The 24,057-nt window shown below is 67.5% G+C and carries 21 protein-coding genes, 1 tRNA gene and 1 pseudogene; 2 read left to right on the forward strand and 21 right to left on the reverse strand.

From position 1 onward, the window contains the following. Nucleotides 1-73: 73 nt before the first annotated feature. On the reverse strand, nt 74-574 hold the full coding sequence (locus EGH23_RS13365; RefSeq protein WP_220580486.1) for a DUF7858 family protein: 501 nt from the start codon (nt 572-574) through the stop codon (nt 74-76). Between the two features lie 173 nt (nt 575-747). Here EGH23_RS13365 and EGH23_RS13370 point away from each other — a divergent pair. After that, nucleotides 748-1,610 (forward strand): annotated as a pseudogene (locus EGH23_RS13370) (transcription initiation factor IIB). Here EGH23_RS13370 and EGH23_RS13375 read toward each other — a convergent pair. The 20 genes from EGH23_RS13375 to EGH23_RS13470 all read right to left on the reverse strand — a co-directional run bounded on the left by EGH23_RS13375 (nt 1,589) and on the right by EGH23_RS13470 (nt 22,371). Then, nucleotides 1,589-2,254, reverse strand: a complete 666-nt coding sequence (locus EGH23_RS13375; RefSeq protein ID WP_220580487.1) for a MinD/ParA family ATP-binding protein — start codon at nt 2,252-2,254, stop codon at nt 1,589-1,591. The pseudogene EGH23_RS13370 and the gene EGH23_RS13375 overlap by 22 nt on opposite strands. Beyond that, on the reverse strand, nt 2,251-2,949 hold the full coding sequence (locus EGH23_RS13380) for a DUF7857 domain-containing protein (RefSeq protein WP_220580488.1): 699 nt from the start codon (nt 2,947-2,949) through the stop codon (nt 2,251-2,253). The genes EGH23_RS13375 and EGH23_RS13380 overlap by 4 nt, the downstream gene beginning before the upstream one ends. 33 nt (nt 2,950-2,982) lie before the next feature. Next, nucleotides 2,983-3,792 carry a DUF7856 family protein gene (locus EGH23_RS13385; protein ID WP_220580489.1) on the reverse strand — a complete coding sequence of 270 codons (810 nt, stop codon included), beginning with the start codon at nt 3,790-3,792 and terminating at the stop codon, nt 2,983-2,985. Beyond that, entirely contained in the window at nt 3,789-4,124 is a 336-nt protein-coding gene (locus EGH23_RS13390) for a DUF7855 family protein (protein ID WP_220580490.1), read from the reverse strand. Before EGH23_RS13390 ends, EGH23_RS13385 begins: the two co-directional genes overlap by 4 nt. A gap of 22 nt (nt 4,125-4,146) precedes the next feature. Further along, nucleotides 4,147-4,764 (reverse strand): DUF7504 family protein, encoded by a 618-nt coding sequence (locus EGH23_RS13395; protein WP_220580491.1) that lies wholly within the window; start codon nt 4,762-4,764, stop codon nt 4,147-4,149. A gap of 41 nt (nt 4,765-4,805) precedes the next feature. Beyond that, nucleotides 4,806-5,078, reverse strand: a complete 273-nt coding sequence (locus tag EGH23_RS13400; RefSeq protein WP_220580492.1) for a DUF7854 family protein — start codon at nt 5,076-5,078, stop codon at nt 4,806-4,808. Continuing rightward, the gene (locus EGH23_RS13405; RefSeq protein WP_220580493.1) at nt 5,079-8,603 is read right to left on the reverse strand and encodes an LAGLIDADG family homing endonuclease; all 3,525 of its coding nucleotides are present in this window, start codon (nt 8,601-8,603) and stop codon (nt 5,079-5,081) included. A 150-nt stretch (nt 8,604-8,753) separates the two neighbouring features. Beyond that, nucleotides 8,754-9,932 (reverse strand): AGE family epimerase/isomerase, encoded by a 1,179-nt coding sequence (locus tag EGH23_RS13410; RefSeq protein WP_220580494.1) that lies wholly within the window; start codon nt 9,930-9,932, stop codon nt 8,754-8,756. A 79-nt stretch (nt 9,933-10,011) separates the two neighbouring features. Further along, nucleotides 10,012-10,353 (reverse strand): monovalent cation/H(+) antiporter subunit G, encoded by a 342-nt coding sequence (gene mnhG / locus EGH23_RS13415; protein WP_328765971.1) that lies wholly within the window; start codon nt 10,351-10,353, stop codon nt 10,012-10,014. Nucleotides 10,354-10,447: 94 nt separating this feature from the next. Continuing rightward, nucleotides 10,448-10,753, reverse strand: coding sequence for an MrpF/PhaF family protein (locus EGH23_RS13420; RefSeq protein ID WP_220580495.1), 306 nt, complete (start codon nt 10,751-10,753; stop codon nt 10,448-10,450). Then, the gene (locus EGH23_RS13425) at nt 10,743-11,450 is read right to left on the reverse strand and encodes a Na+/H+ antiporter subunit E (protein WP_220580496.1); all 708 of its coding nucleotides are present in this window, start codon (nt 11,448-11,450) and stop codon (nt 10,743-10,745) included. Before EGH23_RS13425 ends, EGH23_RS13420 begins: the two co-directional genes overlap by 11 nt. Next, entirely contained in the window at nt 11,447-13,054 is a 1,608-nt protein-coding gene (locus EGH23_RS13430; RefSeq protein WP_328765972.1) for a complex I subunit 5 family protein, read from the reverse strand. Before EGH23_RS13430 ends, EGH23_RS13425 begins: the two co-directional genes overlap by 4 nt. A 1-nt stretch (nt 13,055) precedes the next feature. Next, nucleotides 13,056-13,397 (reverse strand): sodium:proton antiporter, encoded by a 342-nt coding sequence (locus EGH23_RS13435; RefSeq protein ID WP_220580497.1) that lies wholly within the window; start codon nt 13,395-13,397, stop codon nt 13,056-13,058. Next, the gene (locus tag EGH23_RS13440; RefSeq protein ID WP_220580498.1) at nt 13,394-13,858 is read right to left on the reverse strand and encodes an MnhB domain-containing protein; all 465 of its coding nucleotides are present in this window, start codon (nt 13,856-13,858) and stop codon (nt 13,394-13,396) included. Before EGH23_RS13440 ends, EGH23_RS13435 begins: the two co-directional genes overlap by 4 nt. Then, the gene (gene mbhE / locus EGH23_RS13445) at nt 13,855-16,206 is read right to left on the reverse strand and encodes a hydrogen gas-evolving membrane-bound hydrogenase subunit E (protein WP_220580499.1); all 2,352 of its coding nucleotides are present in this window, start codon (nt 16,204-16,206) and stop codon (nt 13,855-13,857) included. The genes EGH23_RS13440 and mbhE overlap by 4 nt, the downstream gene beginning before the upstream one ends. A gap of 94 nt (nt 16,207-16,300) precedes the next feature. Beyond that, nucleotides 16,301-16,371 (reverse strand) — tRNA-Pro (locus EGH23_RS13450). Nucleotides 16,372-16,427: 56 nt separating this feature from the next. Further along, nucleotides 16,428-18,287, reverse strand: coding sequence for an SLC13 family permease (locus EGH23_RS13455; protein WP_220580725.1), 1,860 nt, complete (start codon nt 18,285-18,287; stop codon nt 16,428-16,430). A 75-nt stretch (nt 18,288-18,362) separates the two neighbouring features. After that, a complete protein-coding gene (locus EGH23_RS13460) occupies nt 18,363-19,214 on the reverse strand; it encodes a hypothetical protein (protein ID WP_220580500.1) in 852 nt (283 codons plus the stop codon). A 39-nt stretch (nt 19,215-19,253) separates the two neighbouring features. Further along, nucleotides 19,254-21,299: a DEAD/DEAH box helicase gene (locus tag EGH23_RS13465; protein WP_220580501.1), complete on the reverse strand. Its 2,046-nt coding sequence runs from the start codon at nt 21,297-21,299 to the stop codon at nt 19,254-19,256. Between the two features lie 190 nt (nt 21,300-21,489). Further along, nucleotides 21,490-22,371, reverse strand: coding sequence for a halocarboxylic acid dehydrogenase DehI family protein (locus EGH23_RS13470; protein ID WP_220580502.1), 882 nt, complete (start codon nt 22,369-22,371; stop codon nt 21,490-21,492). 350 nt (nt 22,372-22,721) lie between these two features. Here EGH23_RS13470 and EGH23_RS13475 point away from each other — a divergent pair, with 350 nt between their 5' ends. Next, nucleotides 22,722-23,975 carry an RNA-guided endonuclease InsQ/TnpB family protein gene (locus tag EGH23_RS13475; protein WP_220580503.1) on the forward strand — a complete coding sequence of 418 codons (1,254 nt, stop codon included), beginning with the start codon at nt 22,722-22,724 and terminating at the stop codon, nt 23,973-23,975. Nucleotides 23,976-24,057 lie beyond the last annotated feature (82 nt).

Raw genomic sequence — 24,057 nt, forward strand, 5'->3', positions numbered from 1 at the left:
GGTTCACGGCGCGAGGTGTTAAGCGTGGCCCAGTGGAGACGAGCGGCGTCTCGGCCAAACGAGGTGCTACAAGCTACAGTAGCTCGCCGACGTCGCTCCGCGCCTCGCCCAGCGGGTCCGCCTCGTCGTGGGACGACGACAGCGCCCCCTCGACGGCGTCTCGGGCCGCCGGGAGGGGGTCGTGGCTCTCGACGTACGCCGCCAGCGCGAAGGTCCGCTCGCCGACGCCGGTCAGTCCCATCGCGTCGCGCCGCGAGAGCGCGCCGGTCAGCCAGTCGCGAACGACCTCGCGCCCGCGAGGACCCACCGGTGAGACCTGCTCGCCGAGCAAGTGAAGCGTCTTGGCGGCGGTCACCGGCGGAACCCCTGCGGCGTGGCCGCAGGCGTCGACGGCGGTCCCGCCCGCGTACGCCTCGACGACGGTCGCCGCCTCGCTGGCCGAACAGGGCAACGACTCCTCGAACGGGCGCAGCCGCTCGGTCAGCGACGCGTCGGTGTCGTCGACGGCCGCGACCCCACGCTCCCGCTGGCGTTCGGTCACCTCGATGCCGGCGGCGATCTCCGATAGTCCCATTGGAATAATTTCCTTCCTTTTTCGATTTAATACTGCCGTCTTCCCGGCGGGAGCGGAGTCGTTCCGATACTCGATACCTGCCGGTAACCGGTAGGTAGATTACGCTGAAAACCGCCGCATCACCGCCGCAGCATCGGTTTTTAACCCCCGCTCCGGTCGTAGCTCGAAGTACGATGAGCGCAACGGCGACAGGCTGTCCCGAATGTGACGGATCGCTTCGAAAAGACGGCTGTGAGACGGTGTGTACCCACTGCGGACTCGTGGTCGGCGAGGACGCCATCGACCGCGGCCCCGAGTGGCGCAGCTTCGAGGACGACGACACCGAACGCGCCCGCACCGGCGCGCCGCTGACACGGTCCCGCCACGACCGCGGTCTCTCGACGGAGATCGGCCGATCGACGCGGCTCAAAGGGCGCAAGCGCCGTCAGTTCGCCCGGCTCCGCCGCGAGCACCGGCGCGCGCAGGTGAGTTCGAAACGCGAGCGGAATCAGATATACGCCTTCACCGAGATTCGCCGCATCGTCGGCTCGCTCGGCCTCTCGAAGGCCATCCGCGACCGAGCCTGCGTGCTGTTCGAGTCCGCACAGAACGCCGACCTCTTACAGGGACGCTCGCTGGAGGGGTTCGCCGCCGCCGCGGTGTACGCCACCTGCCGGACGGAAGGCGTCGCCAGAACCGTCGAGGAGCTGTGTCGGGCCGCGCGCGCGCGGACCCGAACGAACTCCGGGCGGCCTACGACGCGCTCAACCGCGACCTCGGGCTGCCGACGGGGCCCATCGACCCCCGCGAGTACGTCCCCCGTTTCGCCACGACGCTCGAACTCCCCGATTCGGTCCGCACTCGCGCGGAACAGCTAGTCGACGAGGCGCGCGACCGCGAAATCGTCGGCGGTCGCAACCCCGCCGGCGTCGCCGCGGCCTGTCTGTACACCGCCGCCCGCGAACGGGGCGTCGAGCTGACTCAAGCGGAAGCGGCCGACGCCGCGGACGTGACTCCGGTGACGCTGCGCGGGACCTACACCGACTTACAGGAGTGAACCGCGTCGGCGAGCGCCTCGAAGGCGGCGGTCGCGGGGGAGTCGGGTGCCGTCTCGCTGACCGGGTGGCCGTGGCGCTGTGCCGCGGCGAGGGCCTCGCTTTCGGGGACCGGGACGACCGGCGCGCCGAACCGGGAAGCGATTGCGCGGGTCGTCGGGTCGGGTCCCGATCTGTTGAGAACCACGCGACAGAGCCCCGCGTCCAGTTCCCGCGCGAGTTCGCGGACCCGCAGCGCGTCCGCGAGCGCCGCGGCTCCGGGAGCGGTGACGAGGATCGCCGCGTCGGCGACGGCGAGCGGCAGCCCGACGTCGGCGCGGAGCCCCGCGGGCGAGTCGACGACGACCCAGCGGTACGCGCGATCTAATTCGGTCAGCGCGTCGGCGAGCGCCGTCGGGTCGGCCGCCCGCGCCCCCGTGAGCGTCCGACCGCAGGGGACCGTCGTCACCGGGCCGTCCGACCGGACGGCCTCGTGCGGGGTCGCCCGCCCCGTGAGCACGTCGTGGAGATCCGGGCCGCGACTCGACGGGAGGTCGGCCATCGCGAGGTCGCCGTCCACGACGACGCCGCGGAGTTCCGCGGCGAGGTTGTACGCGACCGTCGACTTCCCGACGCCGCCTTTGCCGCCGGTGACTGCCAGGATCATGCGAGACGAGCCAGCGTCTCGACGGGAACGCTGGCGGCCGCTCGACGGTCAGCGAGCGCCTCGGCGCGCCGGGCCACCGCTCGGAGGCGTCGTTCGTCGCGTTCCGCCGCGTCCGCGAGCGTCCGGACCCCGGCTAGCCCGCCCGCGTCACCGACCGCAGTCGTCGCTTCCTGAAGCGTCTCGGCGGCGGCCAGCGCCTCGGCGCGTTCGACGCGGTGGGCCATCGCTACGAGCCAGGAATCTATCTCGTCGGGCAGTCGAACCGACGACTCCGGTGATCGAGCCGGTGCTCGCGACCGGGTTTCTGACGGCTCGTCCGTCGCCGCGTCGATCGGGACGGCGTCCGCCGGCGGCGACGGGTCGCCGAGTTCGCGTACGACGTCGGCAGCGGTTTCGGTTCGGTCGCCGACCGGGACGGCGTCGGGAGCCGGCGTCACGTCGCAGAGTTCGGCCGCGGGATCGGCCGGCGACGCGGGCGTCGCGTAGCCCAGCGCGTGCGACCCCGGCCCGACGACGGCCTCGAACCCCGAGTCGGTCCACCCCGCTTCGGGCGTGCCCCGTCGGCGCGGCGGCCACACCGGCCCGTCGAGACGGTTCCGGACCCGAACGCGCGTCGGTTCGTCGATCCCCCGCAGTCTGGCGGTGACCAGCGTCACCCCGTCGTGGCGGATAGTCGTGCAGTCGAAGCTGACCATGTTTCGACGTGGTCCCGCGTTCTGGTTTAAATCTCAGCACCGGACAATCGGCGCGTCGAGCGCCGCTGCCGCGGCCGTGGGATGCTCGAAGCGGTCGACTTCGAGGACCACCGGAGCGTCGGTTCGTGCGACCCGGAGTATCGAGAGCGCCGCGAGCACCGGCGACGCGTCGAACGGGTCCGTCGGCGTCGAACCGGGAAGCGCGTCGAGCGCCGCGGCGAACCGCCCTCGCAGCCGGTCGACGAGCGCCGCTCGGGCGTCGCGCCGGCGATTGGCGAGCCGGTCGGCCACTCGCCGCCGCTCGGCGCGGCGGTCGCGGTACGAGCGTGCCACGTCCCGCCGCCGTTCCCGGCTCTGAGCGGCGGCCGTCCGCTCGGTCTCCCGTTCGCTGAGCGCGCCGGTCGTCTCCCGAACGGACCGCCGCGCATCGTCGGTGTTCGCTCCCAGCGTCTTTCGCGCGTCCAGTCGGCCGCGCGCCGTCGCGGCGTCCTCTCGAAGCGCCGCGATAGCCGATTCGGACACCGGGTCGTCGGCCGGCGGTAGCGACGGTTCCTCGGAGTCCAGCGAGGCCAGTTGCTCTCGCAGCTCGGCGATCTCCCCGTCGTGTCGCGTCTCGATACCGCGAGACCGGGCGGCGGCCGCGAGCGCCGTTTTCGTTCGGAACCCCATCTCCGGATAGACGTGCCCGCAGTAGTCGTAGACGGTCGGCGGACCAGGAGCGGAGATCACGGGCAGACACCGTTCCCCGCGAACCGCCGCGGCGATGGCCGCGCCGCTGACCGCCCTCGTTCGGAGGTCGACGACGCGGCCCTCGTACGTGGTCCCGCCGACGGTCAGCCTCACAGGTCCTCACCCCGCATCGCCGCCGGGTCGGGAACGTCCCGGCCCGACGCGAACCGCTCGTACGGCGTCGACGGCTGGTCGCGCGACTCGTAGGCGCTCGCGGCTTCGCGGACGCGTTCGGGTGCGTCTGCCGGCTCGAAGGGCACGACCCGCTCCAGTTGGACGTCGAGCCCGTGCTTCTCGCGGAGTCTGAGCGCCTGGAACGCGCCGAACTCCGTCCACTCCAGCAGCGCCGCTCGACCGAGTTGGCGGACCACGCACCCCTCGTGCGCCCGACAGACGTTTCGCAGGTCGCGTCGAGCCCCCCGCGAGTAGGTTACGACCAGTAGCACCGAGCGTGGAAACCCGTCAAGATTATATAAAATTTATCAAACTAATCGTGCAACGGTCCGCGCGTTCGAACCGTACGTTCCCGTCACAGCACTCGACGACGGCGTCGAACGGGGACGCGAGCGCGTCGACCGTCTGTCGGTCGTGTGCCGTCGGATCGACGTGAAAGTGCGCGCCGGCGTCGGCGGCGTCGAGCTGACCCGTGACCGCGTGGAGGAACTCGTACACCGTCGGTAAGTCGACGTACTGGAGCAGCGCCGTCAGCGAGTCGAAACAGACGACCACGTCGTCGTGCGCCGAGAACGACTGACTCAACGTGATGCCCAGTCCCGTCAGGTCGCTGGGGGTCGACACCGTCTGGACAGTGACGGTCTCCCGAGACAGGGCCGCGTCGGTCCCGGTATCACCCACGGCGATGACCGAGAGCGTCGGGGTCGCCCCCGTCGAGTGTGACGTCTCTCGGTACGCCTCGACGCAGGCCGACGGCGTCCGAGTGTACGTGACCCACAGACTCGTCGCGCTCGGGCCGGCCCGGTCCAGAAACGCCGTACAGACCCCGCCACCGCCGTCTTCGCCGCTCAGAGACGGCGCGGCCACCAGTGTCGTCGCCGCAGCGGCGACCCAGTCGGGGCGCTCGGTCATGGTTTCCGGCTTCCGTCTCCGCGTGGAAAGCGCCTTTCACCTCACTCGACGGCAACGACGGTGAACGAGCCGGGGTCCTCGAGGAGCGCCTCGACTCGCTCTCGCGCGTCGGGACCGGACGAGGCGAGGACGACGACGCCGTCGGCCGGGCCGTCGCCGCTGGCTCGATACGCCTGCAGGTCGCCCTCGAAGTCGGACGCGTAGGTGCGCAACACGCCTCGAACGGTCGCTTCGAGGTCCGAGAGCGAGCACTCGCCGGCCTCGAAGGTCGCGAGCGCGTCCTCGACGTTCCGAAGTGCGGAGATGCGGTCCATCTACGTCGTCCTGAGGTGGTCGGTCCGCGGTTCGTACACCTCGCCTTTCTGCTTGAGCTTCTCGATCTCGTGTTCGGCTTTCGACTCGTCGATGCCGACCTCTTCGGCGCGTTCGACGACCACGTCGATGGGCGCGCCCTCGTCGTACTCGTCTTCGATGTCGGCGATGATACCCCGGATGTTCTGGATGCGGTCGCGCTGGCTCTTCGAGGTGCCGGTCTCGACCACGTCGGCGTCGAACTCCCCGGTCTCGGGATCCACGCCGATCTCCTTCAGGCAGTAGTGGGCGATGTCGACCGCGCGGTCGGCGTCCTCCTCCTCGACAGTGTCGGCGAGGCGAATGCGCGCCGAGGCCTCCGCGAGGCGGACGAGCGCTTCGAGCTTCCGGGCGGTTACCGGCACCGGCGCGTCGTCGTCCTGCCCTTTCATCCGCAGGTCGACGTAGAAGTCCTCGATGACCGATTTCGCTTCCTCGGTCATCGTCGGGAAACAGTTTCGCTTCGCGTAGGCGATGTACTTCCGCAGGAGGTCGGGTTCGATGGTCGGTGCGACTTCGTCGGTGACCGTATCGACCTCCTCCTCGGAGAAGTTCGAGGTGGCGTTCTGGACCCGGTGGGTGTTCAACTCGCCCGCGTAGTTGGTCTGGATGATGTGCTGAGCGAGGTTGCGGTCCTCCTCCTCGTTCGGTTGGTCGGTGACGGTGAAGATGAGGTCGAACCGCGAAATGAGCGCCGGCTCTAGGTCTATCTGCTCGCCGATGGGCTCGTACTGGTCGAAGCGGCCGTACTTGGGGTTGGCTGCACCCAGCAGCGAACAGCGACTCTTGAGCGTTGCGTTGATTCCGGCTTTAGAGACGCTGATGCGTTGCTGTTCGAGGGCTTCGTGCATGGCCGAACGATCCTCGGGCGACATCTTATCTAGCTCGTCGACCGCCGCGATGCCCTGATCTGCCAGCACGAGCGCCCCCGCTTCGAGCGTCCACTGCTGGCCGTCGCCGAAGTCGTCGCGAACCGCTGCCGCGGTGAGACCGGCGCTCGACGACCCCTTTCCGGAGGTGTAGACCGAGCGCGGCGCTATCTCTCGAATATACGATAGCATCTGTGAATTGTGCGAGACGACGCCGTTCGAGATGTAGTTGTGCGTCCCTTCGACTTCGAGGTCGTACACCCACTCCTCGTCAGGTTCCACCGGTTCGATGGACTCGATTCGGTCCCAGCCGATATCGCCTTCAACGAGTGCGCCGAGCGCGTCGATATCTCGTCTCAGTGCGTCGAGACCACCGCCATCGGTGGCCGCTAAAGTTCCTTCTGAGGGAGCGTCAATCTCGGTGAGTCGCGCTCGGAATGCGTCGACGACTGCAGCGAGACTTTCACGTCCCGGATTCCGCCGACCGCGCTCGTAATGTTGATACGTCGAGCGCGGAATCCCACATTCCGACTGCGTGAGGCCGAGAGCCTTGCGTATCCGTCGCAGATCGGTTCCGACAGCTGGGATTACGTCGAGATTCGTGTTCGCGTTCGTCCCGTCGTACTGTTCACACGCTTCGCGCTTTCGGCTCGTAACGAAGCCGACACGTTCGACGTAACGACTGAACGAGTCTCCAGAAATCCGCAGTCGGTAACTACCGTTGTTTCGGGGCTTGAGCTGTGATGTGACGCCCAACGAGAGCAACATGGATCGTACGTCTTCGAGCAACCCTCGACTCATCGACGCGACGGCGATCTCTCGCTGTGACGTAGAGACGTGACCCTCTCCTTCGATGTATCCCTTTAGGAACCCAGCGACGACAGCATCGCTCGCGCCCATGATATCTGCCGGGACACGACGCTCGCTGGACGAGTAGAGTAACGTCTCGTCGAGTGACGCGAGGAAACTCACGAACTCGCCGGCCGAACAGAGCAACTCGCGGGCGTTCTTGCCATCGTGTGGTACCCGTTCGGTGACATTTAGATTAACGGACTCAAGTACTACCTTCGCGTCTTCGAGGACCGCGCGGTCGTTGTTCGTTATCGAAACGAACCCAGTATTATCTGCCCGCTGTTCGACGTATCCTTCGGCAGTTATGTACCCCAGAAGCCGACCGAGATCAGGGGTCCACTCGTCGAAGAGTTCGAGGTCGATTCGATTGTGTGCCTTCGATTTGCGGAACTCGATGTCGAGGTCATCACGGCCGCTGGTCGGTACGTCTCGGGGAGTCGCAATGTGAGTGTCCTCAGACAGGTTTTCGGCCTTCGTCGCTTGGAACCGTCCATCAGATTGGACGAACAGCGGATGTGATGGTGTCACGTCGAGTTCCTGCCCCCTTGCGGTCCGTATCCGGTACAGCGTATCCGGAGCTTCGCGCTTCCAGACTTTCGTCGCCTGTTGTGTCGCAATCATCCCGTCGTCCTGCAGTGACGGAACCTCGAAGTCCACCGAGTCCCACACACCGTCGTCGACCGGTTTCGGGTTGTCGAGGTTCGACTCGACCAGCTCTCGAATAGTCACGTCACGGCCGTCGTCGAGCGTGATACGAGTGTCTCCGTGGACACACTTCCCGGTCCCAGGGTCGCCTATCAGCAACATATGGAGGTCCCCACGTATCCGCGAACCGTCAGGAAGCTCCTTGGTGACCCCCGAGAAGAGCTGGAGCATCATCGCGAGTTTCTCCTTCTCGTAGCCGTAGATGGAAGGCGCGATGGCACCGACCATCTTCTCGTAGATGTCGGGCTCGTTCGAGAGTTCGACGATCTCCTTCTTGTCGGCGTCGGATATCTCCATGTCCTCGAACTGCTCGTCCTCGATGACGACGCTGACGCCGTCCATGTAGATGTCGAACATCGGGGACTTGTCCTGGTCCGACCCCCGCTGGTCGAGTTTGAGGACGCCGGTGACCCGGACGTGGTCGCCGGCCGTGACTTCGCCGGTGATGTCGTCTTCGACGTTTATGTCGATAGACTGTGGCGTCTCGCCGCCGCGCAGTCCCTCGGGCGATTCCTGCACTCGAAGTTTCTGCGCGTCGATGAACTCCGACTGGTCGGTGTTCAGGCGGAACGGACCCTGTCGCTCGCAGCCCTGACACTCGTGGGGTTCCTGGAAGTCGCCGGCGGCCTGCGGGATGCGGGTGAGCGTCCCGCAGCGCTGGCACTCGAAGGCGGCGGTGAGGACCTTCGGGCGCACGTCCGTCGCCTTGCGGACGATGCCCTGGACGGCGATGAGGTTGCCGTGGTGTTCGTGGCGGAGCTCGCGGATATCCTCGGACTCGGGGAGGTTCTGGACGCGGACGTGGGCCTGCCCCAGCGAGACGTCGACCGGGAGGTCGTAGAGGCGAAGCGCCTCCTCGGCGTACTCCTGTAGCTGTTCGGGCTTGGTCCGGTAGTCATCGGCCAAGTCCGGGTCGAACCGATAGAGGTCCTGCCAGTCGATGTAGAGGGATTTCTGGTCGTTCGGGTATTTCTGGGCGAGTTCACCGATCTCGTTGCGGTAGTAGTTACGGTAGAACTCCTCGAAGCGGTCGATGAGTTCGGTGTTCTCGGCGGTCGCCATCTGAGTGCACAGAGGTAACGCCCACTCGCCTAAGAAGGTTCGCAAAGGGTGGTGAAAGTGGTCGACGGTGAGAGAGAACTCGGGGGCGGCAGATGGGGCGGCCGCGAAACGAGGGGGTGAGGTGGTCAGTGAGTTATCCGCCCACGATAGTCACTCACCGAGGCTGCGCAGGCCCTCGTAACACGCTCCGATGGGGTGATAGCCCGGTTCGACCTCCGGACCGTCGCCGGTCGGGTACACCGCGTTGTCGGCGTCGACGCGCTCGTACCAGTTGCCCGCCGGCGCGACCATCGTCTCGAGAGCGTACTCCCAGAAGCGGTCGTACCACTCCCGATAGCTGTCGTCGTCGGTACGCTCCGCGAGCGCCGCGGCGGCCCCGATGGCCTCGGCGACCTCCCAACTGTACTTGTCGTCGACGACCGGGTCGCCGTCCTCGTCCAGCGAGTAGTAGAAGCCGCCGCGGTCGTCGTCCCAGCCGTCGAGGGCGGTTTCGAACAGTTCGGTGGCTCGCTCGCGCGGCCACTCGGCGTCGTAGTGGCGGTCCAACACGGAGAGGAGTTTCGCCCACTCGGCGTGGTGGCCCGGCTGGTACCCCCACGGCCGGAACTGGTGGGCCGGGTCGTCGCGGTTGTACGCGAAGTCCTGCGTCCAGTCGGCGTCGTAGTGCTCCCAGACGCGGCCGTCAGTTTCGGCGGCCAAGTCGACGCACAGCGACTCGGCGATGGTCGCCGCGCGGTCGAGGTAGCGGTCCTCGCCGGTGACCTCGTGGGCGACCAGCGACGCCTCGCAGGCGTGCATGTTGGCGTTCTGTCCGCGGTAGGGTTCGGCCTCGGTCCAGTCGGCGTCGTAGGCGCTCCGGTAGAGCCCGTGATCGGCCTCGTAGAACCGGTCGTCGAGGAGTTCCCACACCTCGTCGAGATAGTCGGCGGCCCTGGGCACGCCCGCGTCGGCCGCGCGAGCGTACGCGAGGACGACGAACGCGTGGCCGTAACAGATTCGCCGCGACTCGACGGGCGTCGTGCCCTCCAAGAGCCAGTGATAGCCGCCGCGCTCGGCGTCGCGGAACTCGCTGTGGAGGAAGTCGACGCCGCGTTCGGCGGCTTCGAACCACCGGTCGTCGCCGAACAGCTCGCTTGCCAGCGCGAAGTTCCGCGTGAAGCGCGCCGTCGCCACGAGGTGTTTGCTGTCCGGGTCGTACACCTCGCCCGTCTCGTAGTCCAGTTGCGCGACGAAACCGCCATGTTCCTCGTCGATACACGCGGGGTAGTAGAAGTCGAGGACGGCCTGAACGCGCTCGCGGAGCCAGTCGGCGTCGGCGTAGTCGGTCATGAGTCGGCTAGTCACGGGGGGTCGGCAAGAGCGTTGTGCCGGGTAGCGCGGCGGCGGGGTTCCGATCCGTGCTCTTCGGTCACTCCTCGTCGTCCTCGGTCGGCCAGGTGACGCTCCCGAGGAAGGGGACGCCGATGCGCTGGGCCGAGCGCGCGATCATGTGCGCGCCGGTCGGCACCGTCAGGAAGAGGAAGACGATACCGATGAGCGACGGCAGGCCGGCACCGCCGGGCCCGAAGTGGACGAACCCGGCGAGGAAGATAGAGGCCGTCCCCAGCGTCGTCGGCTTGCTCGTGGCGTGCATCCGGTTGTAGACGTTCGGGAGGCGGATGAGCCCGACGGTGCCGACCAGCAGGAAGAAACAGCCGACGGCGATCAGCCCGACGACGACCCACTGCTGGAGGAGCGCGAGCGTCACCACGGTCGCTCACCTCCCGCTGCCAGCGCGGGGTTCGTGCGGCCGAGCGGTCGCGAACGCTCGGCGAGCGGTGCGATCGAGGGGAGACGGTCTCGTGTCACTGTTGCTCCTCCCGTCGCTCGATGATGTCACCCTCGGTGACGAACTTCGCGACGGTGATGGTCGAGAGGAACCCGATGATGGCCAGCACGAGGCTGACGGTGACGAACAGGCCGCGGTCGGTCTTCAGCGCGAACAGCACCGCGAGCGCCACGACGTTCGTGGCGATGGCGTCGAGCGCGACGACGCGGTCGGGGACGGTCGGCCCCTTGACGACCCGGTAGCTACAGAGGATACAGAGGGCGCTGACGAGGACGATGCCGACGTCCGCGGCCGTCGTCACGATGGTCTCCTCAGCGACCATCGTCGGTCCCCCCTTCGTCGTCGTCGTTGGATCCTGACTCCAGAGCCCCCTCGTCCTCGGGCGTCTCGTCGTCGACGCGTACCTGGTCCCCGCCCAGCAGTCCGCCGGGCATCATCGGCGCGCGCTGGGGCTCTGGCGGCCCGTCCTCGGGCGTGTTCCGTATCGGCGGAGCGGGGTCCTCCGGGGAGCGCTCCTCGTCGAAGATGGTGAGGGCGTACCGCTCCCAGGCCCGTATCGGCTCGACGACCGATTCGAGGTCGCTCCCTTGGATGGAGTGGACGTACAGCGCGTTCTGCTCGGGGTCGTGGTCCAGCGTGACGGTCCCCGGCGTGATGGTGATGCTGTTGGCGATGGTCGTGATACCCAGGTCCGTCTCGACGCGGAGCGGGACCAGGATCACCTCCGGTTCCAGCGGCATCCCGGGCAGCATCACCCGCCGGGCGACGTCGACGTTCGCGACGACGACCTCCCGGGCGAAGACGGCGAGGAAGCCCGCCACGGCCGGGAGCGTCGAGACCGTCCGACGGAGTTCGAACGTGTCGTCGTACAGCCGTCGGAAGACGAACGCCACCGGGAAGCCGACGGCGAGGCCGAAGAGGAACTGGCCGAGGAACGCCGCCGCGGTGAACTTCGGCCCGCGGACGAACACCCAGAGGACCCCGAAGACGACGCCCGCGATCGGCCAGCGGCGGGTCACTGGCTGCCACCTCCGCGGGGGGCGACGGCGTCGACGTACGCGCCGCGGTCCAGCGCCGCCTCCGCGGCGGCCCCGGCGAACCGATAGACCGGGTCGAAGCCCACGCCGACGGCGACGACGATCAGCGCGAGCGCGGCCAGTATCGAGAGCTGTCCGCGGTCGAGGGTCGCGGTCGCGACCACCTCCGTCTGCTCGCCCCAGAAGCCCCTGACCCACGCGCGGGAGGCGTACAGGATGGTAAACAGCGCGCCCGCGAGCAGGGTGACGACGGCGACGGCGGGAACTAACCCGGGCGCCGCGGCGTACCGCGCGGCCGCGGCCTCGAAGACGAGGAACTTGCCGAAGAAGCCGGTCATCGGCGGCACGCCGATGATGGAGACGCAGCCGATCAGGAAGATCCCGCCCAGCGCGGGCGAGAACGCGGCCAGCCCGCCGAGGCGAGAGATGTTCGTCGTCCCGGCCGCCCCGCGAATCGCCGCCGTCGAGAGGAACAGCAGCGACTTCGTCAGCGCGTGGTGGAGCGCGTAGACGAGCGCCGCGGCGAGCGCGAGCCGGCGGAACGAGGCGGATTGGGCCGCCGCGGCGAACGACACCGGCAGGACGATGAACCCGACCTGTCCGACGCTCGAGTACGCGAAGACGCCGTCGAGGCGGCTCTGACCGATCGCGCCAAAACCGCCGACGACGATGCTCGCAGCGCCCATCGCGAACAGGACCGGGGCGAGGAAGGCCAGCGGTGACTGACCGCTTATCGGGCCAAACTCCGTCGGTAGCGACGCCCCGGCGAAGACGACGAAGTAGAGCCGGACGATAGCGTAGACACCGACCTTCTTCGTCACGCCGGCCAGCATCGCCGCGATGGGGAGCGGGGCCGACCGGTAGGCCGCCGGGACCCAGAACTGGAAGGGGACGAGCCCGGCCTTGAGCGCGAACGTCACGAACAGCAGCGCCGAGAGGCCGACCACGGGAGCCACGTCGATGCCGTAGGCCGCCGGCGCGGCCAGTCGCCGGGACATGTCGGCCATATTGAGCGTCCCCGTCGTGGCGTAGAGCCCGCCGATGGCGAGCAACATCACGGCGCTCCCGATGACGTTCAAGACGAGGTAGCGGAACGCGGCGGCGGTGTGGGGCGCCTCGCCGTAGAAGGCGACGAAGACGTAGCTGGCCATCAGCATCACCTCGAACCAGACGAAGAGGTTGAACAGGTCGCCGGTGAGGAAGGCCCCGGTGACGCCGAGCAGCAGACAGTGGAAGAGCGGGTGATAGAACACCTGCTGGTTCTGCCGGTCGATAAACCGCACCGAGAACGCGACGGCCGTTAGCGTCACGACGGCGGCGATGACGAGCATGAAGACCGCCAGCGCGTCGGCGACGAGCGTGATGCCGAAAGGGGCCGGCCAGCCGCCGATCTGGTAGACCAGCGGCGTCGGCTCGGCCGGCGACAGCATCACCCGCCACGTCAGGAGACCGACGACGGCGGCGTAGACCGCGCCGCCGAGGACGCTCACCGCTCGCTGGGCCGTCCGAGCGCTCCGCAGCCCCAGCACGGCGAGGATAGTTCCGAGCGCGACGAGCATCGGCGCGACGACGATGTGCGGGGGCACGCTATTGCCACCTCTGGACGTCGACGGTCTCGTTCTCCTCGTAGGCGCGATACGACAGGACCAGCGCCAGCGCGGTCGTGCCGAGGCTGATGACGATGGCGGTCAACACCAGCGCCTGGACCACCGGGTCGGCGGTCTCGGGGACCTCGCCGCCGTGGGTCGCGAGTATCGGCACCTGCTGGAAGCTCCCCTCGGCGACGCCGCCCATCGAAATCAGGTAGACGTTCGCCGCCTGCGAGAAGACGGCGACCCCCCAGACGACCCGTACCAGGTCCCGTCGGAGCAGGAGGAAGGTCCCCAGCGCGAACAGGCCGCCGACGACGGTGGCGAGCGCGAGGCTCATTCGGCTCCCACCACCGAGACGATGGTCAGCAGGCCGCCGACGACGACGCCGTAGATGCCGAGGTCGAACAGGAGCGCGCTCGCCAGTTCGACCTCGTGATAGATCGGCACGTCGTGGAAGATGACGAACGACTGCGAGAGGAACGGCTCGCCGAACACCAGTCCCGCGACGCCGCTGGTCACGGCCAGCCCCAGCCCGAGGGAGAACAGCCGCCGGTACGCGGTGACGATGCGCCGCTCGAAGATGCCCCCGCCCGACTCGACCTCCCGGTCGAGGACCTCCATCTCCACGTAGTCCAGCCCGTACGCGACGTAGACGAGGACGAGCGCCGCCGTCGTCAGGACGCCGCCGATGAATCCGCCGCCCGGTAGCTTGTGGCCCTGTAAGAGCAACAGGATCGCGACGACGAGGACGATGGGGACGACGACCCTGATGGTCGTCCTGGTGATGGTCGTCGTCACTCCGTCTCACCTCGGTTGCGCATCGTCAGCAGCACCATCACCGCGATGGCGGCGATGGCGATGACGAAGCTCTCGCCGAGCGTGTCGAACCCGCGGTAGTCGACGAGGACGACGTTGACGACGTTCGTCCCGCCGGCCTTCGGGACCGCCTGCGAGACGTAGTACCGGGCGATGGCCGTCGGGGCCTCGTTCGCACCGCGGCCCGCGGCCAGCACCGAGACGAACGCCGCCGCGCCGACCGCGAGCGAGATCGCCCCGTCGGTGAGGGCGACCCGGGCGTCTAAGTCGTGGTAGAACGCGGGAATCCGGTCGAGCACGAGGAGGAATATCAGCAGGACGAGCGTCTCGACGATGAGCTGGGTCAGCGCCAGGTCCGGCGCGCTGGCGAGGACGTAGAAGATGGCGATCATGAACCCCAGAATCGACAGCGTGAGCACGCCGGCGACGTGTGAAGGGGCCGTCAGCATCGCGCCGCCGGCCACGAGCGCCACCGCGAGGACGAGCGCCACCGCGAGGGGCACGCCGAGTCCCAGCGTCGGCCGAACGACGACGTCGGCGGCGACGAACCCGACGAGCGCGAGCGTGCTGGCCGACCCGAGCGCCCAGAGGACGTATGTCCGCAGCGCCCCGCCGTGAACGACGGCGTCGAGGCGGATGCTGGTGGTCGTGGCGCCGTCGACCAGTCGGTCGTACCACCGATTGGGCCACAGCGGCGTCCCGGAACTAATGACGCGGTCGACGCCCGTCTGAAGGCGGTCGCGGGCCGGGAACGCGGCGAACCCGAGCGCGAACGTCGTCAGGGACATCGCGACCGGTCCCGAGAGGTGCGTCGGGATGACGGCGACGACCGGATGGGACTCCGTCGCCGTCGCGTCGGCGGCCGCCTGCACGGCGGCGTCGACGGCCGCCTGCGGGACCAGCCCGATAGCCGCCGCGACCAGCGCCAGCGCCCCCGCCGGCGCGAGCAGCCCGATAGAGGGCCGACCCGCGACCTCCAGTTCCGAGGGCCGATCCCCGAGGAATATCCAGAGGAACCGCAGCGAGTAGACGACGGTGAGCGCGCTCGCGAGAACCGCGACCGCCGGGTAGACCCACGCGAGCCCGCCCCCGTCGACCGCCGTCTCGTAGGCCGCCTTGAACAGTAGCTCCTTCGAGTAGAAACCGTTGAACGGCGGCAGGCCGGCCATCGAGAGCGTCCCGACGACCGTTATCGCCGCGGTCACCGGCAACTCCCGCCAGAGCCCCCCGAGGCGGTTGAGATTGCGGGTACCGGCCTCGTGGACGACGATGCCGGCCACGAGGAACAGCGCCGCCTTGAACAGTCCGTGGTTCAACAGGTGGAAACTCCCCGCGTGCGGGCCGTAGTACGATCCGAAGCCGAAGGCGGCGACCAGCAGGCCGAGGTGACTCGCCGTCGAGTACGCCAGCAGCTCCTTGCTGTCGCTCGCGACGACCGCCAGCGTCGCGCCGACGAGCATCGTCGCCAGTCCCAGCGTCGCGAACAGCGCCGTCCACTCCGGCCCGAGGAACAGCGGGCGGACGCGGCCGACGAAGTAGACGCCCACCTTCACCATCGTCGCCGAGTGGAGGAACGCCGACACCGGCGTCGGCGCGACCATCGCGTTGGGCAGCCAGAAGTGAAGCGGCACCTGCGCGGACTTCGCGCCGGCCGCGATAGCCAGCAGGCCCAACACCGGGAGGAAGAGCCCCGACTCGCGCAGCGCCGCTCGGACCGCCTCGCCGTTCGCGAGTATCGCCGCGAGGTCGAACGTGGTGCCGCCGAGCGGGCCGCCGGCGGCCACTGCGAGCAACAGCAGCCCGACCAGCAGACAGAGCCCGCTGCCGACGGTGACGACCATCGCCATCCGGGCGGCGTAGCGCGAGTCGTCGCTCGTCGTCTCGTGGCCGATGAGCAGGAACGAACAGACGCTCGTCAGCTCCCAACAGAGGAAGAGGACGACCATGTCCGCCGCGAACGCGACGCCGAGTATCGACGCCATGAACGCCAGCAGGACGCCGTAGTACCGCCCGAGGTTCTCCCCGCCGTGCATGTACGTCGCCGAGTAGGTGAACACGACGATGCCGACGCCGCTGGCCAGCAGCGCGAACAGCAGCGCCCACCCGTCGACGGCGAAGCGGACCGCGACGCCGAGCGACGGGATCCACGGGACGGCGACGACGCCTTCCGCCCCGAGTTGCGTGCTCACGAGCGCGAACGACGCCGCCGCGACGAGCGCGCCGACGTACCCGGTCCGGTCGCCGAGCGCCCGGTAGAGAAACGGGGCTATCAGCGCGGCGAGAAACGGGAGGCCTATCGCGGTGGCGACGACCGCAAAATCGGGGTCCATCGAGTGTGTCCACGTACTGCCAGCGCACACTTAGTCCCTGTTGCTGCATATCGCCAGTGCGACGCAGTAGCTCACTGACGTGGCGACGTAGAAGTGGGACCACCCGGATTCGAACCGGGGTCACGAGCACCCAAGGCTCGGAGTATACCACTAACCCATGGTCCCGCGTATACTACTCCCCGCGTCACCGAGTAAAGCGTTTCGTTGAGCGACGCCCCGTGTCATTGCGGCGCGAGGCCCCAGAAGAAGGCGATGCCGAGCGTCGTCACGACGGCGAAGACGGCCTGTAGCGGCGCGCCGACCTTCACGTAGTCGGTGAAGCGGTAGCCGCCGGGCCCGTAGACCAGCAGGTTGGTCTGGTAGCCGACGGGCGTCATGAACGCCGTCGAGGCGGCGAACGTCACCGCGAGGACGAACGCGAAGGCGTTTGCCTCCAGTTGCCGGGCGGCCTCGACGGCGACGGGGACCATCAGCACGACCGAGGCGTTGTTCGAGATGACGTTGGTCAGCAGGGCGGTGACGACGTACATCAGCCCCAGCACGACGAGGGGGGGCAGGCCGGGGGCGGCCAGGACGAACGCCTCGGCGAGCAGGTCCGCGCCGCCGGTCTCCTGGAGCGCGATTCCCAGCGGGATGACTCCCGCGAGCAGGAAGATGACGTCCCACTGGACCGCGTCGTACAGCTCCGGCGGGCGGAGACAGCCGGTGAGGATCATCGCCACCGCGCCGGCCAGCGCCGAGACGACGATGTGGATGGGCGTCAGGGCGGCGACGGCGACGACGGCGGCGACGATGCCGACGGCGACGGGGATCTTCGACCGGCGGTAATCGGGCCGTTCGACCTCCTGTGCGACGATGAAGTCGTTGTTGATGTTGAGGCGGTCGATGCTGTCGGCCGTCGCCTGAACGAGTAGCGTGTCGCCGACTTTCAGACCCACGCGGTCCATCCGCTGGCGGAACAGCTCGCGGCCGCGGCGCAGCGCCAGCACCGTCGCGTCGTAGCGCTGCCGGAAGTTCGCGGAGGTCAGCGTCTCGCCGACGAGCGACGACCCCGGCGAGACGACGAGCTCCACGAGGTTCTGCTGTTCGCTCGCGCGTTCGAGTTCGGCGTCGTCCACGTCCACCTCCGGGATGAGGTCCAGCCCCTCGGCGTCGAGGAGGTCCACGAGGGTATCCCGGTCGGTCCGGAGCGCGAAGACGTCGCCCGCTTGGATAGTCTTGGGGTCCAGCGGTTCGAGGAAGGTCCGCTTCCCGCGGATGAGCTGGATGACGTCCACGTCGAAGTCCGTCTCTGCCAGCGCCTCGCGGACCGTCTGGCCGACGATAGGGGAGTCCTCGCGGACGACGACCTCGGTGAGGTACTCGCCCATCTCGAACTCGTCGGTGAGGTCCTCGCGGGCCGGGATGCGCCCGGGGACGAGCCATCGGCCGACTGTCAGCAGATAGATCGTGCCGACGACGGTGACGACGAGACCCAACTGGGTGAACTCGAACATCGAGAAGGGGCGGCCGAGTAAGTCCGCCGACAGCTGCGAGGCGAGGATGTTCGTCGAGGTGCCGATGAGCGTGAGCATCCCGCCGAACATCGAGGCGTACGAGAGCGGCAAGAGTAGTTTCGACGGCGAGATCTTCCCGCTGTGGGCGATGTCGGTCACCATCGGCAGCAGGATGGCGACGGCGGCGGTGTTGTTGATGAACCCGGAGATCGGGCCGACGAGGCCGACGGTGGCCCCGAGCTGTCTCGTCTCGCTGTCACCGGTCAGCGAGGCGAGCTTCGAGCCGAGTATCTGGACGATACCGGTCCGCTGGACGCCGTCGGAGAGGATGAACATCGCCAGCACGGTGATGGTCGCCGTCGAGGCGAAGCCCGAGAGCCCCTGCGTCAGCGGCGAGACGCCGTCACCGGGCCGGTGGAGGATGTAGATCGGCTCGGCCAGCAGGCCGGCCTGGACGAGCGACTCGGTGGTCGGTTCGACGAGCATCAGCGCGACCATCACGCCGATCGCGGTCACGTCGACAGGGAGCGCCTCGGTGGCGAAGAGGGCGAGCGCGACGAGTATCAGCGCGAACACGAACGCCATCCCTGGCGTGACGGGTGGCAGCGACACGTCGGGGAGTAGGCTGGCGGTAGCAAAAGCGTGGGGATTTCGCCGGGGTCACTCCCCACTCGTCTCGGCGTCGATGTCGGCCAGCAACGCCTCGTAGCTCCGAGCGAAGGCGGCCGTCTCCCGCAGTGAGTCGGCGGCGATCCGAAAGACGGGAACGGCGAGTCTCCCGTCCCAGCCGCTGACGACGACGACGGCCTCGTGGTCGGTCTCGTCGGTCCACTCGCCGGCGAGGTCCCGGACCAGCACCTCGCCGAAGTAGCTCCCGAGTTCCCGCGTGACGCTGGTGAAGGCGCGGTCGTCGAACGTCGCCTCGCTACCGAACGTCGCGTCCGCGAACCGGTCGCCGTCCCACTCCGATTCGACGAGGTCGTCCAGTCGGGAGAGCGAGTCCGGCGTGAAATCGAGGTCGCGTTCGCCCCAGAACTCCGCGAAGTCGGTCGCCGTCTCGGCGTACTCGGCGCCGAGGTCGTCGCCGGTGGCGGAAGAGGAGTCGGCAGTCGAGTCGACCGGCGGCGGGTCGGTGGTCGGAGAGTCCGAAGCGGCGGGCGGGCCGACCGACGACGGGTCCGCGGTCGGGCCGTCCGCGTCGCCTGCATCGGGTTCGCTTCCCGCGTCTGCGTCGGCGTCGCTACGCTCGTCGGCCGCGTCGGCGAACGCCCGCGGCTCCGAGGCGTCTCCGCCCTCGGTTTCGGACGCGTCGGCCGCCGGCTCCTCGGCCTCGCCGATCAGGTCCGAGTCGTCGGGTCCCTCGGCCGCTCGGTCGTCCGGTTCCGACTCCGCCGTGGATTCTGCCGTCGCTCGGCCGTCCGGTTCCGAGTCGGCGGCGTCGCTCGACTCGTCGTCGGCCGACTCGTCCTCGCTGCCGCCGACCGCGCGGCGGACCTTATCGAACAGCCCCATGAACGGGCGAAGACGGCCGAACCACAAGAAGGTGTGGCCCTACTCCTCCTCGCGCAGTTCCATCTCGGCGACGATGTCGTAGGGGTCCCGTCCCTTGCGGATGCCATCGAGCAACTGGAAGGACTCGTCGGGGGCGAGGAAGTGGCGGGTGACGGCCCGACCGAGCGGCGTCGGCGAGAGGCCGTCGATGAAGTCGTATTCGAGGAGTTTGCCCAGCGCGTGTTTGGTCGGCAGTTCGCCGATCATCCGGTCGTTGAGCCGTTTGGCCTGCTTGCCGGCGACGGTGACGTTCGCCAGCGTCTCCTCGACGGCCGCGCCCTCGTCGTAGCGGGTGATGACCGGTTCCATCTCGCCCTTGAGGAGTTTGAACGCCACCTCGTCCTCGGTCATCTCCATGCTGTTGTGATACGAGCAGTCCGGTTCCACGAGGAGGTAGACGGTCCCCTTGTCGTGGTAGTCCGGTCGCCCCGCCCGGCCGAGCATCTGGCTGAACTCCTGGACGGTGAGCCACTCGATGCCCATCGCCAGCGAGTCGAAGATGACCTGCGAGGCGGGGAAGTCCACCCCGGCGGCCAGCGCCGCCGTCGTGACGACGGCCGCCAGCTCTTGGTCGGCGAACTGCCGCTCGACCTGCTGGCGCTTGCGGTTGTCCAGCCCGGCGTGATACGGCGCGGAGTCGTAGTTGAGCTTTCGCGATATCTGGTGACAGCGCCGCCGGGAGTTGGTGAAGATGATCGTCTGACCGCGATACCCCTTGCTCGATTTCGTGTCGAAGGCCCGCTTGACCAGTTTGTTCTCGGTGTCGATCTTCTCGCGGCCGTCCGCGAAGGTGAGGTGACGTTCGATGGGGACCGGGCGCTCCTCGAACTCGACTAAGTTGGCCCGGAGCTTCTTCGCGAGCTGGCCGGGGTTGCCGACCGTCGCCGAGAGGTAGATCCACTGCGTGTCGTCGCCGTCGGGCGCGCCGCCGGTTTCGCAGTAGTACTTCAGCCGAGAGATGAGGCCGTCGAGTCGGTGGCCGCGCTCGTCTTCCCCGAGCGTGTGCACCTCGTCGATGACGACGGTGCCGATAGTGCCGAGGTCCTTTCCGGTCCGCAGGGCGTGGTCGATCCCCTCGTAGGTGCCGACGATGACGTCGGCGTCGGGGTCGAAGCGGCCGCCCTCGTCGGCGATGCGACTCGCGCCGACGCGCAGCGAGACGTCCACCATATCGCCGTAGCGCTCCTGGAAGGACTCGTACTTCTGGTTGGCCAGCGCGACCAGTGGGACGAGAAACAGCATCGTCCCCTTGCCGTTCAGCACGCGGTCCAGCCCGGCCATCTCGCCGATGAGGGTCTTCCCCGTCGCCGTCGCGGAGACGACCAGTTGGTCCGCGCCGTCGGTCGCGCCGTGTTCCACCGCGAGGCTCTGGACCGGCAGTAGCGTCTCGAAGCGGCCTTCGAGGTGCTGCTGGATGCCGGGATGTAATCCCAGCGAATCGACGGGAACGGGCTCTACGTCCTCCGTCGTCGCCGAGATCTCGTCGAACTTCGTCAGGTCGGGGTCGAGTTGCCCCGACAGCAGGTTCGTGATGCGTTCTAAGTCCTGCACTTCGAGCAGGAGGTCTTCGAGGCGTTCGCGGGCGTCGCCGGTGATGTCGCCCTGGAAGGCGAGCTCTCGGTCCAGTTCCTCGCGGGCACACGACGGGCAGATTGTCTCCCCGTCGGCTTCGATGGCCGTCTCGCTCGTGATGGGCGAATAGCGCCCCGCGTTCGAGCAGAAGCGACAGGTCCGGACGACCTTCGCGTCGAGCTGATAGCCGTCGAGCATCTCGCGGATGCGGTCGCGGGCGCTGGGCGAGGTTTGCTCGGAGATGCGGATGCGGGCCGCTCGGCGGGCGAGTTCGACGAACTGGTCGGGCGAGCGGAGGTCCTCGCTGGTTCCGTCCTTGATGCGGAGCCGGCGGGGTCGCGGCCCCGCGTCGGTCTCCTTCAGTTCGAGGACGCCGTGGAACAGCCGCCCGCCGTCGCGGTTGGCGACTACCCGCACGTCCTCGCCGTGTTCGTGGAGGAACAGCGTATCCACCTGTGCGGCCTGCTGAGACACGAGCGTGTGTACGGGACGGGACCTACTTCAGTCACTCGACACGGGACCGACCTCGGTGGCGGCGACTCCATCTCGGTTCCCTGGTCCTCGTTACCGATACCCGTGGCCCGAGCGTCAATTGGGGCCGGCAGGGCGATACCCACACCCGCGGGCCGATACGAGCGGTATCGTCGAAGAGCGGTTGTCCGCTCTACCAGTCCCGTTCGCCGACGGAATCGACAGACGCCGCCCAGAGGTGGATCCCGGGGAGGACGTCGTCGACAGCGCCCTCGTCGAACTCTCGGAACAGGGCCTGCACGTCGCCTATCAGACCGTCGTCGAACCCGTACTCCCGAAGCGCGTCCGGCCCAAGACGCGGCGAATAGGGGAGACCGTCGACGAAGGCGTCCGTGCGCTCGTCCGCACGGTCACACGCCGTCTCGAACGTCTCGCTCTCCAGTACGGGCCCCAGGTCCGTCCAGAGCGCATCGAACAGCGTCGGCCACTGTGCGAGGCAGCGGTAGATACTCGCCAACCCGTCGTCGAAGCCGTGGAACCGCCGAAATGCGGCCGCCGTCTCGGCGGCGTCCTCGCCGAACTCGTCGAAGGGGACCATCGACGGCGTTCGTCCCCGGTCCGCGTCGAGCCAGTCGGGAAACGGGGCCGTCGTCGCGCAGTCGGTACCCGGGTCGGCGCCCACGGGTTCCCCGTGGAGGGCGCGGTTCGTCACCCGAAACAGGACCGCGAGTCTCGGTGCGACGACGTCGAACGTGGCGAGTTGCCCCCTCAGTTCGGTGTACTCGGCGGGGGCGACGTCGAGGTTCGTCCGGCGATACGCGGGTATCGTGACGTCGCTCTCGACGGCCGAGAGGACGGCGTCGCGGTAGCGGACCGAGAACCGCCCGAACGCTCGCGTCTCGAAGACCGGCTTGACCTGCGACCAGAGGTACCGACAGAACTCGGGATAGTTCGCCATCGTCGTTCGCCAGATCCAGTTGACGACGGGCGCCCGGAACGTCGCCTGAACGTCGTCGTAGACACCTCGCTTCCACCCCGTCGCCTCCGCCTCGTAGAGTTGTTCGCTCGTGTCCATGCCGGTTCAACGGGCCTCGGACTGATAATCGGCCAGCCAAACTGGTCTCTCACGCGTCGTCAGCGAGGGGTCCAGTCGGGCCGACCCGGTTCCAGGGACGACCCACTCGACGTCGAGTACAGGGTCGGAGACCGCATCGCCGAAGCGAACCGACGACGAGCCGCGGAGGGCAACGCACCGGGACGTTCTGGCTGTTCCGCGTCTTCACAGAGATACAAGGAGGAAGCCCGCGGCTTTAGCCGTGGGAGGAATCCGACACTCAACTCCCCCAACCACGAGCGATAGCCACCCGACTCCCCCACCGCCAGACATAATGAGTATAAAACAACGGTTCGTACGTGAAGTTACAGATGGAGGTCAAGCGAACCATTCCGGTCAAACTCTCGGTTCTAGACGACCGGCAGGACGATCTCCATCAGACCATCGACCAATTCAACCACGCCTGCAACTACACCGTCCAACACGGTCGCAACGACGACGGCTACCTCATTCTGAACAAGTCAAAGATACACGACAAGGTGTACCACGACCTGCGGGATGAGACAGATCTGCCCGCGAACCTCTGTGTCCGGGCGTACTCCAAAGCCATCGAAGCGATGAAAAGCACCGTCGCTGACTGGAAGAAGGGCAACAGCCGACCACTCCCTCGATTCAACGAACCATCCGCTGTGTACGATAAGCGGACGTTGACGATTAAGGACAGGTCGGCCACGCTCTCAACCATCAACGGGCGGGTCGCCGTTGACTACGTTCTTGGAGACTACCAGAAGTCCTACCTGGATGATAACGACTACGAAAAACGAATGGGAACGCTCCACTACCGCGAGGACGAGGATGCGTTCTACCTCCACATCGTCATCGAGAAAGAGGTCGAAGAACGCGACGGTGACACGGTACTGGGCGTGGACTTGAACCTGAAGAACGTCGCCGTGACGAGTACGGGGTCGTTCTACGATGGTGGCGAACTGCTGTGGGGCCAGAACCACTACTTCCGCGTGCGTCGAAGCCTTCAGCACAAAGGCACTCGCTCCGCCAAGCAGGTACTCCGGCGACTGTCGGGGCGAGAAAACCGCTTCGTGCTGAATCGCCTGCACACGATTTCTCGACGTATCGTTGGGGAAGCCGACGCCCACGATTGTTCGTACATCGCCGTCGAACGCTTGACCCACATCCGCGAGCGAATGGACAACGGGAACGACCAAGTGAAGCGCCAGATGCACAACTGGGCGTTCCGCGAACTCCAAGAGATGCTCGCGTACAAGGCCAGCGAGTGTGGAATCCGTGTCGAGCAGATACCACCTGCGTTTACCTCGCAGACTTGCTCGAAGTGCGGGCATCAGTCCAGCACAAATCGTGACTCGGACGGGTGGTTCGAGTGTAACGATTGTGAGTACTCAGTTGACGGCGACTACAACGCGTCGAAGAACATCGGCCTCAAGTTACTAACTTTACCAGAGGGCAAACGTCCCTCTGGGTTGGGCGACGGTCATCTCGCCCTCAAATCTGGGATGTTGAACGGGAACGGCGATTACATCGCCTACGACGGTTCGTCGTCAGACCGGGAGTCCACGGACAAACCCACGACTTCAGTCGTGGGTCGATGACTGCTTTACCAGTCGCACACGAACCGACCGTCGCTAGCGGGGTTTCCGACGCTGCACGATGCTCTCGACGGCGTCCCAGTCG

Source organism: Haloarcula nitratireducens, assembly GCF_019599505.1.